Raw genomic sequence first — 16082 nt, 5'->3', positions numbered from 1 at the left:
AATCATTTATTAGTAACTATCAATGAACGGTAAAAAATGTTCGCTATTAATGAAGTCGTTTTATTTTTTAAAATAGGTAATTCCCATCGCAGATTTGACTTCATCCAATGTTTGAGCTGCTACATTTCGAGCACGCTCACTTCCTTTTTCAAGAATAGAGTAGACTTCACCCATATCCTTTGCAAACTCAAGGCGTCTTTCACGAATTGGTCTTAATTCACGATCTAAAATTTCTAAAAGATATCGTTTGGTCTTTACATCACCAAGTCCACCACGTTGATAATGTTCTTTCATTTCTGCAATTTCAGCTGCATCTTCTGGACGGCCAAATACATCCAGGTAATGAAATACCATATTGCCTTCGATTTTTCCTGGATCCTCTACTTTAATATGATCAGGATCAGTATACATACTCATCACTTTTTTCTTTAAAGTATCTGCATCATCAGCTAGGTAAATGCCATTATTCAACGATTTAGACATTTTAGCATTTCCATCTAAACCAGGTAAGCGACCAGCTGCTTCATTTTCAGGATAAATTCCTTCCGGTTCCACCAAAGTATCTGTATTATAAGCATGATTAAAGGAACGAACAATCTCACGAGTTTGCTCAATCATTGGCTTTTGATCATTTCCTACTGGAACAAAATTCGCTTTAAATGCTGTGATATCGGCTGCTTGTGAAATGGGGTATACCAAAAATCCTGTTGGAATACTCTCACCAAAACCTTTTTGAGAAATCTCGGTTTTTACAGTTGGGTTTCTTTCAAGTCGCGCCAAAGATACAAGATTCATGTAATACATGGTCAATTCCGCTAATTCAGGAATCTGACTTTGAATGAAAATCGTAACTTTTTCAGGATCTAGTCCAGCTGCCAGATAATCTAAGGCAACATTACCAATAGATTCTACAATCGTTTTTGGATCTTTTGCATGGTCTGTCAAAGCTTGCTGGTCTGCTAGGAAAACAAACATATTATACTCGTCTTTATTTTGCAACAAGACGCGATTTTTTAAAGAACCGACATAGTGGCCAATATGGAGTTTTCCTGTCGGTCTATCTCCTGTCAGAATGATGGGTTTTGTCATACTCTTCTCCTTAATCGTTATCCCTATCATTATAGCACTTTCTAGTTGAAAATGTTAGTCTATCCTCTATGTTTGTAAGGAATTAACACTTTACTAAACTGTCAATTTAGTTTACATAGTTGTAAAAAACAAATTGACAGTAAAAAAGTTGAATTTTCCCCTATTTTCTAGTAAAATGAAGACATTATAGAAAGAGGAGAATATCATTGCTTACAGTATCAGACGTCTCACTACGTTTTAGTGATCGAAAATTGTTTGACGATGTCAATATCAACTTTACAGAAGGAAATACATACGGTCTCATCGGTGCCAACGGTGCTGGAAAGTCAACCTTTTTAAAAATTTTAGCTGGAGATATTGAACCAACAACCGGTCATATTTCTCTTGGCCCTGATGAACGTTTGTCTGTTTTGCGTCAAAATCACTTTGACTACGAAGACGAGCGGGTCATCGATGTTGTCATTATGGGAAATGAAAAGCTCTACAACATTATGAAAGAAAAAGATGCTATCTACATGAAAGAAGATTTCTCTGATGAAGATGGTGTCCGTGCAGCTGAACTTGAAGGTGAATTTGCCGAACTTGGTGGATGGGAAGCAGAAAGTGAAGCATCTCAATTGCTTCAACATCTAAATATTTCAGAAGACCTTCATTATCAAACTATGAGCGAGTTAGCCAATGGGGATAAAGTGAAAGTTCTCTTAGCTAAAGCCCTTTTTGGTAAACCAGATGTCCTTCTTTTGGACGAGCCGACCAATGGATTGGATATTCAATCCATTACCTGGTTAGAAGATTTTCTGATTGATTTTGAAAATACGGTTATCGTTGTGTCCCATGACCGCCACTTTTTGAATAAAGTCTGCACCCATATGGCGGATCTAGACTTTGGAAAAATCAAACTTTACGTCGGGAACTATGATTTCTGGAAAGAATCTTCTGAACTTGCAGCAAAATTACAAGCAGATAGAAATGCAAAAGCTGAAGATAAAATTAAACAATTACAAGAGTTTGTCGCACGTTTCTCAGCCAACGCTTCAAAATCAAAACAAGCAACTTCGCGTAAAAAAATGCTTGACAAGATTGAACTTGAAGAAATTGTTCCATCTAGTCGGAAGTACCCATTCATCAACTTTAAGGCAGAACGAGAAATTGGTAACGATCTCTTGACAGTTGAAAATCTTTCTGTCAAGATTGATGGAGAAACCATCCTTGACAATATCAGCTTTATCTTACGGCCTGGTGACAAAACTGCCCTTATCGGACAGAACGATATTCAAACAACCGCTTTGATCCGTGCATTGATGGATGATATTGAATATGAAGGAACTGTCAAATGGGGGGTTACAACTAGTCGATCTTATCTACCAAAAGACAACAGTCGGGATTTTGCAGGTGGTGAAAGTATTCTTGATTGGCTTCGTCAATTTGCAAGTAAAGAAGAAGATGACAATACTTTCCTTCGTGGTTTCTTAGGACGTATGCTCTTTTCGGGTGACGAAGTTAACAAGTCTGTCAACGTCTTGTCAGGGGGAGAAAAAGTTCGTGTCATGTTGTCTAAATTGATGCTCCTCAAGTCAAATGTTCTTGTACTGGATGATCCAACCAATCACTTGGATTTGGAGTCTATCTCAAGTTTGAATGATGGATTGAAGAATTTTAAAGAATCGATTATCTTTGCCAGCCATGACCACGAATTCATTCAAACACTCGCCAACCATATTATCGTTCTTTCAAAAAACGGCGTAATCGATCGTATTGATGAAACCTATGATGAGTTTCTTGAAAATGAAGAAGTTCAAGCAAAAGTGAAAGAACTTTGGAGCCAATCATAAAAATAAAGAGCCCTGAAATCATTATTTCAGGCTCTTTCAGTAGAAATATATGAATAAAACAAAGCTAAAAACATCCCTTTTTATAGTATCTTCTTTCCTGATTCCAGCTATCATGATGTTCTTTATTTACCTCTTACAAGGAATCTACTGGAACAGTGATACATCCCCCTTATTAGGAGATGGTTATCATCAGTATGTCATTTTTGATACCACACTTCGAAATATTTTACATGGGACAGATAGCCTATTTTACAGTTTTCAAAGTGGATTAGGCATTAATTTCTATGCACTCAGTAGCTATTATCTAGGAAGTTTCTTTTCTCCTCTTGTCTACTTCTTTAATGCACAATCCATGCCAGATGCTGTTTATCTCATCACTCTTCTTAAATTTGGAGCTATTGGATTAAGCACTTATATTAGTTTGCATGGAATGTTTTCTAAAATTCCTAGATCCCTGGTTCTTACTCTTTCAACATCATTTGCTCTTATGAGCTTTGCTATCAGCCAAATTGAAATCAAAACTTGGCTAGATGTTTTTATCCTAGCACCATTAATTCTTTATGGATTCAAAAAACTCATTTACAATGAGGGAGAGATTCTCTACTTTATCAGCTTAACCAGCTTGTTTATCCAAAATTATTATTTTGGGTTTATGATGTCTATTTTTCTTATTTTATGGTACTTGACACAACTGTCATGGGACATCAAAGGAATTGGAAAACGCTTCTTTCATTTTGTGATTGTATCTCTTTTATCAGTTATAACAAGCCTTGTGATGTTATATCCAACCTTCTTAGATTTACGCACTCATGGAGAAAGTTTTTCAAAGGTTGACAGTATCTTTACAGAAAAAAGTTGGTATCTTGACGTATTTGCAAAAAATTTCATTGGAAGTTTTGACACTACTAAATATGGATCAATTCCAATGATCTACGTGGGATTATTTCCACTTCTATTAGCGATCACCTTTTTCTTTGTAAAGTCGATCAAGTTTCACGTGAAACTTTCTTACTTTATATTCTTGACCATTCTTATTTTGAGTTTTCGTTTTCAATTATTAGATCTCCTTTGGCAAGGTATGCACGCGCCAAATATGTTTCTTCATCGATACTCTTGGATCTTTTCTTTGACGATTATTCTGATGGCAGGAGAAGTACTAAATCGAATAGAGGAGATCACTTGGATTCGTTTTAGTCTTGCTAATTTCCTCCTTATTCTAGGATTTGGAGCAACTGTCCTTTACAGCAGTCACTATAAATTTTTAGATGCAGTCAATTTCATTGTTACTTTTGAATTTTTAATTGCTTTCTATTTGGTCTGTTTAGGATTTATCCTAAAAAAGATACCGCCTAGACTTTTCTATCTTTCGATCCTGTTTTTCTCCATTTTTGAATTATCGGTGAATAGTTATTATCAAATGGAAGGAATTGCGAATGAATGGGTCTTTGCTTCTCGGTCATCCTACGAACGCGACTTAAAAGCCATCCAATCCTTAGTAAGAGAGAAGACAGACTCTAATTATCGGACTGAGATTTTACAGCCACAAACGGGCAATGATAGCATGAAGTATGGTTATAATGGAATTTCTCAATTTTCATCTGTACGAAATACGGATGCTAGCTCGACATTGGACAAACTAGGATTTAAATCTGAAGGAACTAACCTCAATCTTCGATACCAAAATAATTCTATTTTAATGGATAGTCTATTTGGTGTTCGCTATAATTTAAGCCAACAACCTGTTCAAAAATTTGGATTTAAAGAGATTGCAACCAAAAATGGAGTCTCACTTTCAGAAAACGAATATGCCTTACCAATCGCCTTTCTGTCAGCAAAACCTTATAAAAATACTTCCTTTACGAATTTGACACTGGATAATCAGACACGATTCATCCATCAAATCACGGATGAAAAATATAAATTTTATAAGAAATTAAATATTCTCTCGCCTACTTCACAAAATACTACATCTTCGTTGCAAACTGCAAAAATTGAAGAAGATAGTCATCTATCCTACGCAAGTATTCAATATGAAGTAACGGTTCCTGCCCATAGCCAACTATATGTCAATGTTCCAAATTTACAATTTTCAAACGATGATCGGAAAGATATTGAAATCAGCTACAATGGACAGACCCAACGCTATACCATTGATAATGCCTTTCCATTCTTTTCGATTGGCCATTTTGACACAGAGGAAACAGTTACTATTCGTATGAGTTTTCCAGAAAATTCGACAGTCTCCTTTGATACACCAGAATTTTTTGCTCTAGATCTCGACCAATACACACAAGCTATCGCTAGTATTCGTCAGCAAGAAGTTGCTATTCACAAAAAGAAAAACAAATTGGTAGCAGCCTATAACGCAAATAGAGACACTACCCTTATTTTTACACTCCCTTATGATAAAGGCTGGTCAGCTAAACAAAATGGAAAACCTATCCAAATTCATCGCATCCAGAAAGGATTGATGGGAGTTCGTGTTTCAAAAGGATCCGGAACAGTCACCTTAACATTTGTTCCCCAAGGCTTCATTGAAGGACTCATTGCCTTTTTCGTTGGAATCATTCTCTTCTTCATCTACGAATGGAGACAAATAAAAAGACGAAAAAGTTAAGGAATCTAACCATCGTTCACTTATAAATAAAAGGCTAGGATAGTAATTATCCTAGCCTTTTTCAAAACAAAAAAAACACCCAAATGGGTGCTATACTAGCTCCGCCAGTAGGACTCGAACCTACGACATCATGATTAACAGTCATGCGCTACTACCAACTGAGCTATGGCGGAATGAGATATAGTCCGTACGGGATTCGAACCCGTGTTACCGCCGTGAAAAGGCGGTGTCTTAACCCCTTGACCAACGGACCATATATTCATTAACAGAACATATCCCATTATATCAAAATTTAACTAATTGTCAAGCACTAAATTCTAAATTTTGCTCTTCAATTAATTTTTTGGCACGTTTGATATTGCTTCTTGAGATTGGACAAGAATAGCCTTCTTTCAACAGTAGCTGTTTCTTTTTCTTATCCATTCCAATGATCATACTTCTATTCACGATAAAAGATTGATGGGGACTGAAATATCTCTCCTCCACATCTTTCTCCAAGACATCTGATAAACTTCCCGCAATTTCTTTTTGAAAATTTTTCCCAACTAAGTTTAATTTATAAGCCGAACCAACAGTTTCAATATAAAGAATATCCTTAAATGGAATTTTTATCTTTTTATCCTTAAAGTCATATTCAAAATAATCTGTCAAATCATCATTTCCAATTTGAATAGTCGTTAGGTACTCAATACACTCCTTAATTTTTAATCTAAATAAATCTTCATTCAAATTTTTATCAATAAAATCTAAGGCAGATACTTTATAACGATAGGTAATCGAAGCGAATTCTGATTTTGTAGTAATAAAAACAATAATGGCATAAGGATTTGCTTCTCGTATTTTTTGAGCAATTTCCAGCCCACAATACTCATTGTCTTGGATATGAATATCTAGAAAATATAATTGGTGGATATCTGAATGCTGGATATAATTTTCAAATTCCGTAATTTTACCGGTGGAAATCACTTCAAGTTTAATTTCTAATTCCTTAGCAATTTCTGCAATATGTTTTTCTACCCGTATCTGTTGAGAGAGCTCATCTTCTAATAAAAAAATCTTCATTCTTGTTCGTATCCTCCAATCTTCAAAACTTGTAAAAAACGATTGCCTTGCAATTCCGTTTCTAAAAACATCGTTCCATAATTTGCTAAGATTTTTCTCACATTATTTAATCCTAGTCCTCTATTTTCTCCTTTTGTCGAATAGCCTTCTTCATATATTTTTCTAATATCAAAAGTGATTTCATTTGTTGTATTATGAATCACTAAGTAAACAATTTTTGAAATAGAGAAAATAGCAATATGAACTTTCTTTTCTTCTGCTTCTTTTGAAGCTTCCAAAGCGTTTGTCACCAGAATCCCAACGATTCTCACGATATCTAATAAATCAACTGGTAGTTGCTCGATTGGTTCACTCGTTTCAAAGGTCATTTCCACCCCAGCATCTCTTGCATCCAACCAACCTCGAATCAAAATACTTCGTAAAGCAGAATCTTTGATATTGACCAAGTTGAATCCTGATAACGCTTCTGTATTGATCTCTTTATAACCTTTTTCCAATACTTCTCTATGGATTCTCTGTATTTCTGGAATATTTTCTTCCTCAATGGCTAATGACATAGAAATAACTAAATTTCCCAAATCGTGACGAAATCCCCTAACAATAGAATAGAGACTTTGAATTTCAGCCATATACCGACTCATTTGTTGCTCAGAAAATTCTTTATACTCCAGTTCTAAATTTTTACGATACTGATCTCGCTCGATTTTCATATGGAATAAGCTGACTACAAAAGAGAAAAAACAAATCGTTGCCAACATACTCCCAAAATTTTTAAATTGCGCTTGTTCACTAATCCATAAAGCAAAATTAATCACTACAAATATAGCAAAATAGACACAGATGAGTCTCTTTAAATATTTTTCAAATTCTTTCTCATAAAAAGGAGTGAAATCAAATTCAAATAAGTCAATTAACTTCAAAATGATTCCTAAAGAAAGCAAACGAATACACATATTGTAGACAATCGAGTAAGCTGCTACTAAAGCATCTCCCAACACTGAAGAGACAATTATCGTCAGAAAAGTTGCTGTTCCTTCAACCGCTAAATAAGTAAAAAAAGAATAAAAAATGGCGCACAAGCGATTCGTCCGATTGGCATAATGATAATAAGGATATAAATAAACCGGCCATAAGAGCATATTTAAATCAGAGAGTCGAATATTTGAAAATAAAGTCACATCTAAAAATACTAAGAGACTTTCAAAAAGAAGAACAAAGGTGCTCAGCAGAAAGATAAATGCAAATTGATGTTCCTGATAGATTTTTTCGTCCACTAATGCAAACGTCAGAACAATGATCCCTCCCAAGAGAAAAGACAAGATTAATGACTGAATCACACAAACTCTCCCACTTTGTTTTTTCTATTTTATTATACTTTAGTATTATTATAAAAAAATAAAATTTTATATACAAAAAATTATAATATAAAATAGCCTAAAATTAAAGGGAATAGGTAAAATTGTAATGTTTTTAATGTTTTTGTTACATGAATGAAAACTATTTTACACAATTTATATAATCTACACTTTGCACTATATAGGGATTATTGGTTCTTTTTTAAAATATGCCTAATAAATCATTTCATTACTATTTGTCTATAGTGAAGTATACAAAAATTAATAGATAATGAAAATTTATACATTTTTACATAAAAGAAAAGATGCAGCAAAAGCTACATCTTTCATTTGATCCCAGCAGGATTCGAACCTGCGACCGTTCGCTTAGAAGGCGAATGCTCTATCCAGCTGAGCTATGAGACCGAACTTACTTCATTTTAGCAGAAAAAGGAAGGAGCGTCAAGGTTATTTATGGTAAGGACTCCCCTGTTGAATCATGAAAGCACGATAGATTTGTTCCACCAACACTAATTTCATCAACTGATGAGGAAGAGTTAATTGACCAAAGCTCATCAATAGATTTCCTCTTTTTTTCACTTCAGGAGACAGACCAAGACTGCCTCCAATAACAAAAGTAAGGTTTGAATAACCAGATGTCATAATCTGGTCAATCGTTTGACTAAATTTCTCTGAAGGAAATTGTTTTCCTTCGATGGCTAATACAATCACATATTCCTTATCTGAAATCTTAGAGAGAATTCGTTCCCCCTCTTTTTCAAGGATTTGTTGATTTTCGAGTTGACTGGCACGATCTGGAGTTTTTTCATCAACTAACTCAACCTGTTCTACTTTTGCAAATCGACCAAGCCTTTTAATATACTCCGCGATCCCATCTTTTAAGTATTTTTCTTTTAATTTTCCAACGGTTATCAATTTAATTTTCATTCCCCTATTGTAGCATAATTCTTCAATTCCACAAATAATCCACAGCTATAGAAAGGAAATCTATTCTATAAAGTCCTTTTTAAAGCCATTTCTCAACTAAATTCTACAACTTATCCACAATTTGTGGATAACTTTAGTTATTTAAGATATAATTAAGAAAGTTTTTCTATACTTTAGACAATTTGATATCCTTAGGAGGAAAATATGAAATCTTCATCTAATTTACTGAAAAAACTTGGAAACATAACCCTTATTTTCGTTGTAGGTTTTCTAGGTGGGATTCTTGGAACCTTTTTAACCATACAAACCTCTCATTCTTCTACTTCAAATACTGAAAGTAAGCAAGTACACTCAACCACTGTTAAAACAGCTTATAAAAATACAACCTCAACTAGTGAGGCCGTAGACAAGGTGAAAAATGCTGTAGTTTCTGTGATTACTTATTCTGATTCTTCGAATCAAGGAATGTTTGAAAAAGAAGAAAACTCTGACTCACAAATTTCTAGTGAAGGTTCTGGGGTCATTTATAAAAAAGAAGGAAAATATGCCTACCTTGTTACCAACACCCATGTGATTAATGGTGCTAAAAAAGTAGATATTCTTTTAGCAGATGGTAATAAAGTCCCTGGAGAAGTAGTTGGATCAGATGTCTATTCTGATATTGCAGTCGTTCGCATTAGTGCGGATAAAGCAAAGTCAGTAGCTGAATTCGGAGATTCAAACCAATTAACAGTCGGTGAGACTGCGATTGCGATCGGTAGCCCTCTTGGAACTGATTATGCGAATTCTGTTACTCAAGGGATCATTTCTAGCCAAGGTCGCAATGTGAATTTGAAAGCTGATAATGGACAAAATATCTCTACACGCGCCCTACAAACAGACGCAGCCATCAACCCAGGGAACTCTGGAGGTCCATTAATCAATATTCAAGGACAAGTCATCGGGATTACCTCAAGTAAAATTTCAAATAACGGACAAACTTCAGTAGAAGGAATGGGATTTGCAATTCCTGCAAATGATGTTGTCAATATTATCAAGCAACTAGAAGAAAAAGGAAAAGTAGTTCGACCAGCTCTTGGAATCCAAATGATGGATTTATCCAACCTTTCAACTTCTGATTTAAGCCAATTAAAACTTCCTGAAAAAATCTCTGGAGGAGTATTGGTTCGTTCAACACTTGAAAATATGCCTGCTTCAGATAAATTGCAACGCTATGATGTCATCACAAAGATCGATGATACAGATATCGAGTCAACTGCAGATTTACAATCTGCCCTCTATTCTCACCAAATCAATGATACGATCAAGGTCACATTCTATCGTGATGGAAAACAACAAACAACTTCTATCAAGTTGACAAAATCAACTGAGGATCTGAGCGATTAACTTTCACTTTCTTGACATACTTGTAAACACACCTTTACGAATTTGTAAAGGTGTGTTATTCTATTCATAAGATGGAAAAATTAGAAAAAATAGCGGTAAAGGACATTCGAACCAATCCTTTCCAACCAAGAAAAGTATTTGATCAAGAAAAATTAGAAGAACTGGCTCAGTCAATCAAAGAAAATGGCTTAATTCAACCCATTATTGTCAGAAAATCTCCAATAATTGGTTTTGAATTGCTTGCAGGTGAAAGACGTTTTAGAGCTTCAAAAATTGCTGGATTAGAGCTTGTTCCTGCGATTATTAAAGAGTTAACAGATCAAGAAATGATGCGACAAGCCATTATTGAAAATCTTCAACGAGAAGATCTCAATCCAATTGAAGAAGCTATCTCTTACCAGAAGCTCGTTGATCATGGCTATAAGCACGACCAAATCGCTCAATTTATGGGAAAATCTAGACCCTATATCAGCAATATGCTTCGCTTGTTACATCTAGCTCCCTCTGTTCAAGAAGCAGTCATTCAAAATGATATTTCTTCGGCTCACGCGCGTGTTCTTGTTCCTCTTGATGAAGAAGAGCAACGCTTTTGGTTGGAGCGAATCAAACAGGATCATTTAAATGTTCGAACATTAGAAAACAAGATCAGTTCAAAAAGAAAACAGAAAAATAAAAAAGCAAAAGAGAGCTTCCTATTGGAAGAGGAACAGCGATTGAAAAAAATATTAGGAACAGATGTGACGATACACTCCTCTTCTCAAAATAAAGGAACTATCCAAATTTCTTTTTCCAGTCTTGATGAATACCAACGAATTATCAACAGCCTTAAATAAGGCTGTTATTTTTATTTTTTGTATTGACAAGCTTTTCCACCATAAAAATCTTTTGTAAATAGCAGAAAAATAAGGATATTCACTAGTTATCCCCACTTTGTGGATAACTTTTAAAAACAATGTGAATTAAAATCCACAACTTGTGGAAAAGTTTAATACTATAATTTAATTTCATGAAATTTAGCCTGTGGAAAACTATTTTTGTTTGTGGTAGAATAGGAGTACGTATGATTTGATACAATTCAAGAAAAGGAGGGAAGTCTGATAGTGTCACAAGAAGAGCAATTTTGGTCTCGTTTTTTAGAATTAGCCCAATTACAACTAAAAGATAGTGCCTATGATTTTTTTGTCGCCGATTCAAAATTAGTCAAAATCGATGGAGAGACGGCTACCATTTATCTTGATGGAAATTATAAAGAATTATTTTGGGAAACAAATCTAAAAAATGCTTTGATCACAGCCAGCTTTGAAGTCTACAATACAGATTTGAAGTTCCATTTCGTTTTTGAAGATACCGAAGAAATTCCTAGTAGTCATAGCGGTGAGAATAGGAGATTATCTTCAGGTAGCTTAACAACCGAACCGTTACCTAAAATTGATACAGGTCTGAAATCAAAGTACACCTTTGATAATTTTGTGCAAGGGGATGGAAATATTTGGGCGAAAGCAGCAGCGCTTGCAGTTTCTGAAAATCTTGCAACAACTTACAACCCTCTCTTTATCTATGGTGGACCAGGGCTTGGAAAGACTCACCTATTGAACGCAATTGGAAATCAAATCCTAGAAAATATTCCAAATGCACGGGTTAAGTATGTTCCAGCAGAAACCTTTATTAATGAATTTTTAGAACACCTTCGATTAGGAGAAATGAAGACGTTCAAGAATACCTATCGAAGTCTTGATCTCTTACTGATTGATGATATCCAGTCACTCGGTGGGAAAAAAGTCACGACTCAAGAGGAATTCTTTAATACCTTTAATGCTCTCCATAGCGACAACAAGCAGATTGTTCTAACAAGCGATCGAAGTCCGGATCATTTAGATAGTCTTGAAGAGCGGCTGGTTACTCGTTTCAAATGGGGACTAACGCAAAATATAACACCACCTGATTTTGAAACTCGGATTGCCATCTTACGAAATAAAATTGAAGATCTAGATTATATTTTTCCTAATGACACACTAGAATATCTAGCTGGTCAGTTTGATTCAAATGTCCGAGACTTAGAAGGTGCCTTAAATGATATTTCTTTAATGGCGAAGGTGAAAAAACTAAAAGAAATTACGATCGATGTTGCAGCTGAAGCTATTCGAGCTCGTAAAAACGATAATAGCAAGACGCTTGTCATCCCCATTGAAAAAATTCAGGAAGCAGTTGGAGCCTTTTATGGAGTCAGTGTAAAAGAAATCAAAGGTTCTCGAAGAGTTCAGAATATTGTCCTAGCACGACAAGTGGCCATGTATCTTTCAAGAGAGATGACGGACAACTCACTTCCTCGAATCGGAAAAGAATTCGGTGGAAAAGACCATACGACTGTCATTCATGCTTATGAAAAAATTAAAAGTATGGTCGACACAGATGATAATCTACGACTCGAAATTCAAAGTATCAAGAAAAAGTTAAATTAATCTGTGGATAACTTCCTCTAAACTTCTAGGGGTTATGCACAATTTTTAAACAAGTAACTTTTCAAGTCATAGACAGGATTCTGAGAGTTTTCCACAACTTCCACACAACCTACTATTACTATTAACTTACTAATCATAAAATAAATAAAAGGAATGACCATGATAAATTTCTCTATTAACAAAACTTTATTTTTACAAGCACTAAATACTACCAAAAGAGCAATCAGTTCAAAAAATGCTATCCCAATCCTTTCAACAATCAAAATAGATGTAACTCCAGAAGGAGTTGCCTTATCTGGATCGAATGGCCAAATTTCAATTGAAAACTTTATTTCTATCAAAGATGAAAATGCTGGTTTATTAGTGACTTCTCCAGGTTCTATTTTATTAGAAGCAACTTTCTTTATTAATGTGGTTTCAAGTTTACCAGATGTTACTTTAGATTTTAAAGAGATTGAACAAAAACAAGTTCTCTTAACAAGTGGTAAATCAGAAATTACACTTAAAGGAAAAGATGCAGATCAATATCCACGTATTCAAGAAATTGCTGCAAGTAATCCATTAGTTTTGGAAACAAAATTATTAAAACAATTGATTAACGAAACGGCATTTGCAGCAAGTGTACAAGAAAGTCGGCCAATTTTGACAGGTGTTCACTTTGTTCTATCGGATAATAAAGAGCTAAAAACAGTAGCAACAGACTCTCACCGTATGAGTCAAAAAGTGATTACACTGGAGAAAAATGGAGACAACTTTGATGTTGTCATCCCAAGTCGCTCTCTTCGTGAATTCACCTCTGTCTTTTCTGATGATATTGAAACAGTTGAAGTTTTCTTTGCTAACAATCAAATCCTATTTAGAAGTGAACACATTAGTTTTTATACCCGTTTGCTAGAAGGAAATTATCCTGATACAGACCGTCTCATTCCAACAGAATTCAATACAGAAGCAACCTTCAATGTGGCTAACCTTCGATTTGCAATGGAGCGTGCTCGTCTTCTTTCAAATGCGACTCAAAACGGAACGGTTAAATTAGAGTTCAAAAATGGAGTGGTTTCTTCCCATGTTCATTCACCAGAAGTTGGGCGAGTAAATGAAGAGATCGATACGAGCGCTGTTTCAGGAGAGGATTTGTCTATTAGCTTTAATCCAACTTATTTGATTGAAGCGCTCAAAGCTATTGACAGTGAACAAGTTGTTATTCGTTTTATTTCTTCTGTTAGACCGTTTACATTGGTTCCAGAAGGAAATGAACAAGGGTTCATTCAATTGATTACGCCAGTTCGCACAAATTAACAAAGGTGAATCATGTATACGTTAGGTGATTTTGTAGAAATGAAAAAGCCTCACGCTTGTGTGATTAAAGAAACAGGCAAAAAGGCAAATCGTTGGGAAATTACGCGACTTGGTGCAGACATAAAAATCAAGTGTAGCAATTGTGATCATGTGGTCATGATGAGTCGCCATGATTTTGAACAGAAAATGAAGAAAGTACTATAAAAGGTTCAGTCACTTATGTGACCGAACCTTTTCGATTATTTTAATTCTTCAAATTTTCCATTTTTAACTTCTTTGAAACCACCCTGTTTCATCATATCAAAAGTTGATTTGAAGCTGATATAGTCGACTTTTTTATCTTTTTGTGTCGTTACTAATTTCTTTTCAATTAGCTGATCTAAGTCTGCCTTTTCATAATTTAGTGTTGTTTTTTCAACCATATAATCATCTTTATATTCAGCAGAATGTGTGAATCCTTTGACATCTTTGTATTCTTCATCATATTTATCGATCATTTTCTTTAATTGATCTTTCGTAACTCCCGCCTCTTTGTAATAAATAGTAGTGGTGGTTTGGTTACTGATCGCTTTATCACCTTTATGTTCTAGTGTAATACGAACATCTGTTTTCTTTTCTTGGTTGATTGCCTGAAGATAGGATTTTTGAACAGATTGTTGTCCACAAGCTCCAAGAAGAAAGAGAGTAAAGATAGCGATTAAAGAAAGAAAAATAGATTTCCATATTTGTTTTTTCATCTGAAAAACTCCTTTGTTCATTGTTAAATAGAGTATACCATATTTATCTTTTTAGAACGTTACAGTTTGATGAAAAAATCTAGTTTCAAAGGTGATGAAATATTTCATTTTTCATCACTTGTCTTTTGAATTATGTTATAATGAAAGAGATTGAAATTTGAACGGAGAAAAAGAAAAATGGCATTAACAGCAGGTATCGTTGGCTTACCAAACGTTGGTAAATCAACCCTATTTAACGCAATTACAAAAGCAGGAGCAGAGGCCGCAAACTATCCCTTTGCAACCATTGATCCAAACGTCGGGATGGTAGAAGTTCCAGATGAACGCCTCCAAAAATTGACGGAAATGATTACTCCTAAGAAGACAGTTCCGACTACTTTTGAATTTACAGATATTGCTGGGATTGTGAAAGGGGCTTCTAAAGGGGAAGGACTTGGTAATAAATTCTTGGCCAACATCCGTGAAGTAGATGCCATTGTCCATGTAGTGCGTGCTTTTGATGATGAAAATGTCATGCGGGAGCAAGGTCGTGAAGATGCCTTTGTTGATCCACTAGCAGATATTGATACCATCAATTTAGAATTAATTTTAGCCGACTTAGAGTCTGTCAATAAACGCTATGCGCGTGTAGAAAAAATCGCTCGTACACAAAAAGATAAGGATTCTGTTGCAGAATTTAATGTTCTACAAAAAATCAAACCAGTTCTTGAAGATGGTAAATCAGCTCGTACCATTGAATTCACGGAGGAAGAACAAAAAGTGGTGAAAGGACTTTTCCTTTTGACTACCAAACCAGTTCTTTATGTAGCCAATGTGGATGAAGATGTTGTTGCAGATCCAGATTCTATCGAGTATGTGAAGCAAATTCGTGACTTTGCGGCAACAGAGAATGCGGAAGTCGTGGTGATTTCTGCGCGTGCTGAGGAAGAAATTTCTGAGCTAGATGATGCAGATAAACAAGAATTTTTAGAGGCGATTGGCCTAACAGAGTCTGGAGTTGATAAACTCACGCGTGCAGCTTACCACTTGTTGGGACTTGGCACTTATTTCACAGCTGGTGAAAAAGAAGTGCGTGCTTGGACCTTCAAACGTGGCATGAAAGCTCCTCAAGCTGCTGGAATCATCCACTCTGATTTTGAAAAAGGATTTATTCGTGCCGTGACCATGTCCTATGATGATTTAGTTAAATACGGTTCTGAAAAGGCTGTAAAAGAAGCAGGACGCTTGCGCGAAGAAGGAAAAGAATATGTTGTCCAAGACGGGGACATCATGGAATTCCGTTTTAATGTATAAGAGAGTTAAAAAAATGTAAAGGTTGGAAA

13 protein-coding genes and 3 tRNA genes are annotated in these 16082 nt (G+C 35.2%); 8 read left to right on the top strand and 8 right to left on the bottom strand.

Annotated features, from left to right (window positions below):
- Nucleotides 1–60: 60 nt before the first annotated feature.
- Nucleotides 61–1089: a tryptophan--tRNA ligase gene (trpS, locus tag AC6IZR_RS00905; protein WP_003002236.1), complete on the bottom strand. Its 1029-nt coding sequence runs from the start codon at nt 1087–1089 to the stop codon at nt 61–63.
- Between the two features lie 206 nt (nt 1090–1295).
- Here trpS and AC6IZR_RS00900 point away from each other — a divergent pair, with 206 nt between their 5' ends.
- Together AC6IZR_RS00900 and AC6IZR_RS00895 are read left to right on the top strand one after the other, a co-directional pair.
- Entirely contained in the window at nt 1296–2921 is a 1626-nt protein-coding gene (locus AC6IZR_RS00900) for an ATP-binding cassette domain-containing protein (RefSeq protein WP_497848599.1), read from the top strand.
- A gap of 49 nt (nt 2922–2970) precedes the next feature.
- On the top strand, nt 2971–5538 hold the full coding sequence (locus AC6IZR_RS00895) for a YfhO family protein (protein ID WP_497848598.1): 2568 nt from the start codon (nt 2971–2973) through the stop codon (nt 5536–5538).
- 99 nt (nt 5539–5637) lie between these two features.
- Here the strand turns inward: AC6IZR_RS00895 and AC6IZR_RS00890 are convergent.
- From AC6IZR_RS00890 to rlmH, 6 genes are all read right to left on the bottom strand, one after another.
- Nucleotides 5638–5711 (bottom strand) — tRNA-Asn (locus AC6IZR_RS00890).
- An 8-nt stretch (nt 5712–5719) separates the two neighbouring features.
- Nucleotides 5720–5791: transfer RNA gene (locus tag AC6IZR_RS00885), tRNA-Glu, on the bottom strand.
- 50 nt (nt 5792–5841) lie between these two features.
- Nucleotides 5842–6600, bottom strand: a complete 759-nt coding sequence (locus tag AC6IZR_RS00880) for a response regulator transcription factor (RefSeq protein ID WP_129824949.1) — start codon at nt 6598–6600, stop codon at nt 5842–5844.
- Nucleotides 6597–7937 carry a sensor histidine kinase gene (locus AC6IZR_RS00875; RefSeq protein WP_455165718.1) on the bottom strand — a complete coding sequence of 447 codons (1341 nt, stop codon included), beginning with the start codon at nt 7935–7937 and terminating at the stop codon, nt 6597–6599. The genes AC6IZR_RS00880 and AC6IZR_RS00875 overlap by 4 nt, the downstream gene beginning before the upstream one ends.
- Before the next feature lie 349 nt (nt 7938–8286).
- Nucleotides 8287–8360: transfer RNA gene (locus AC6IZR_RS00870), tRNA-Arg, on the bottom strand.
- A 42-nt stretch (nt 8361–8402) separates the two neighbouring features.
- Nucleotides 8403–8882, bottom strand: a complete 480-nt coding sequence (gene rlmH / locus AC6IZR_RS00865; RefSeq protein ID WP_003009233.1) for a 23S rRNA (pseudouridine(1915)-N(3))-methyltransferase RlmH — start codon at nt 8880–8882, stop codon at nt 8403–8405.
- 204 nt (nt 8883–9086) lie between these two features.
- On the opposite strand from rlmH, the gene htrA reads away from it, so the two are divergent.
- From htrA to AC6IZR_RS00840, 5 genes are all read left to right on the top strand, one after another.
- Nucleotides 9087–10268, top strand: coding sequence for a serine protease HtrA (gene htrA / locus AC6IZR_RS00860; protein WP_497848597.1), 1182 nt, complete (start codon nt 9087–9089; stop codon nt 10266–10268).
- Between the two features lie 71 nt (nt 10269–10339).
- The gene (locus AC6IZR_RS00855) at nt 10340–11101 is read left to right on the top strand and encodes a ParB/RepB/Spo0J family partition protein (RefSeq protein WP_023920003.1); all 762 of its coding nucleotides are present in this window, start codon (nt 10340–10342) and stop codon (nt 11099–11101) included.
- A 267-nt stretch (nt 11102–11368) separates the two neighbouring features.
- Nucleotides 11369–12727: a chromosomal replication initiator protein DnaA gene (dnaA, locus tag AC6IZR_RS00850; RefSeq protein ID WP_031574821.1), complete on the top strand. Its 1359-nt coding sequence runs from the start codon at nt 11369–11371 to the stop codon at nt 12725–12727.
- A gap of 159 nt (nt 12728–12886) precedes the next feature.
- Entirely contained in the window at nt 12887–14023 is a 1137-nt protein-coding gene (gene dnaN, locus AC6IZR_RS00845; protein WP_021154169.1) for a DNA polymerase III subunit beta, read from the top strand.
- Between the two features lie 12 nt (nt 14024–14035).
- Nucleotides 14036–14227 (top strand): DUF951 domain-containing protein, encoded by a 192-nt coding sequence (locus tag AC6IZR_RS00840; protein ID WP_003002008.1) that lies wholly within the window; start codon nt 14036–14038, stop codon nt 14225–14227.
- Between the two features lie 35 nt (nt 14228–14262).
- On the opposite strand, the gene AC6IZR_RS00835 is transcribed toward AC6IZR_RS00840, so the two are convergent.
- On the bottom strand, nt 14263–14760 hold the full coding sequence (locus tag AC6IZR_RS00835; protein ID WP_497848596.1) for a DUF1307 domain-containing protein: 498 nt from the start codon (nt 14758–14760) through the stop codon (nt 14263–14265).
- A gap of 177 nt (nt 14761–14937) precedes the next feature.
- Here AC6IZR_RS00835 and ychF point away from each other — a divergent pair, with 177 nt between their 5' ends.
- Nucleotides 14938–16053 (top strand): redox-regulated ATPase YchF, encoded by a 1116-nt coding sequence (ychF, locus tag AC6IZR_RS00830; protein ID WP_003010773.1) that lies wholly within the window; start codon nt 14938–14940, stop codon nt 16051–16053.
- Nucleotides 16054–16082: the final 29 nt, after the last annotated feature.

This window comes from Streptococcus mobilis, assembly GCF_059727625.1.
Note: the sequence above shows the minus strand (reverse complement) of the source record. Positions and strands in the feature narration are given on the sequence as shown.

What these genes read in the sequence shown, in the direction of transcription:
- rlmH (WP_003009233.1), bottom strand. Translation starts at nt 8,882, where the DNA reads ATGAAAATTAAATTGATAACCGTTGGAAAATTAAAAGAAAAATACTTA.
- ychF (WP_003010773.1), top strand. Translation starts at nt 14,938, where the DNA reads ATGGCATTAACAGCAGGTATCGTTGGCTTACCAAACGTTGGTAAATCA.
- AC6IZR_RS00880 (WP_129824949.1), bottom strand. Translation starts at nt 6,600, where the DNA reads ATGAAGATTTTTTTATTAGAAGATGAGCTCTCTCAACAGATACGGGTA.
- AC6IZR_RS00835 (WP_497848596.1), bottom strand. Translation starts at nt 14,760, where the DNA reads ATGAAAAAACAAATATGGAAATCTATTTTTCTTTCTTTAATCGCTATC.
- AC6IZR_RS00855 (WP_023920003.1), top strand. Translation starts at nt 10,340, where the DNA reads ATGGAAAAATTAGAAAAAATAGCGGTAAAGGACATTCGAACCAATCCT.
- trpS (WP_003002236.1), bottom strand. Translation starts at nt 1,089, where the DNA reads ATGACAAAACCCATCATTCTGACAGGAGATAGACCGACAGGAAAACTC.
- AC6IZR_RS00840 (WP_003002008.1), top strand. Translation starts at nt 14,036, where the DNA reads ATGTATACGTTAGGTGATTTTGTAGAAATGAAAAAGCCTCACGCTTGT.
- htrA (WP_497848597.1), top strand. Translation starts at nt 9,087, where the DNA reads ATGAAATCTTCATCTAATTTACTGAAAAAACTTGGAAACATAACCCTT.
- AC6IZR_RS00895 (WP_497848598.1), top strand. Translation starts at nt 2,971, where the DNA reads ATGAATAAAACAAAGCTAAAAACATCCCTTTTTATAGTATCTTCTTTC.
- dnaN (WP_021154169.1), top strand. Translation starts at nt 12,887, where the DNA reads ATGATAAATTTCTCTATTAACAAAACTTTATTTTTACAAGCACTAAAT.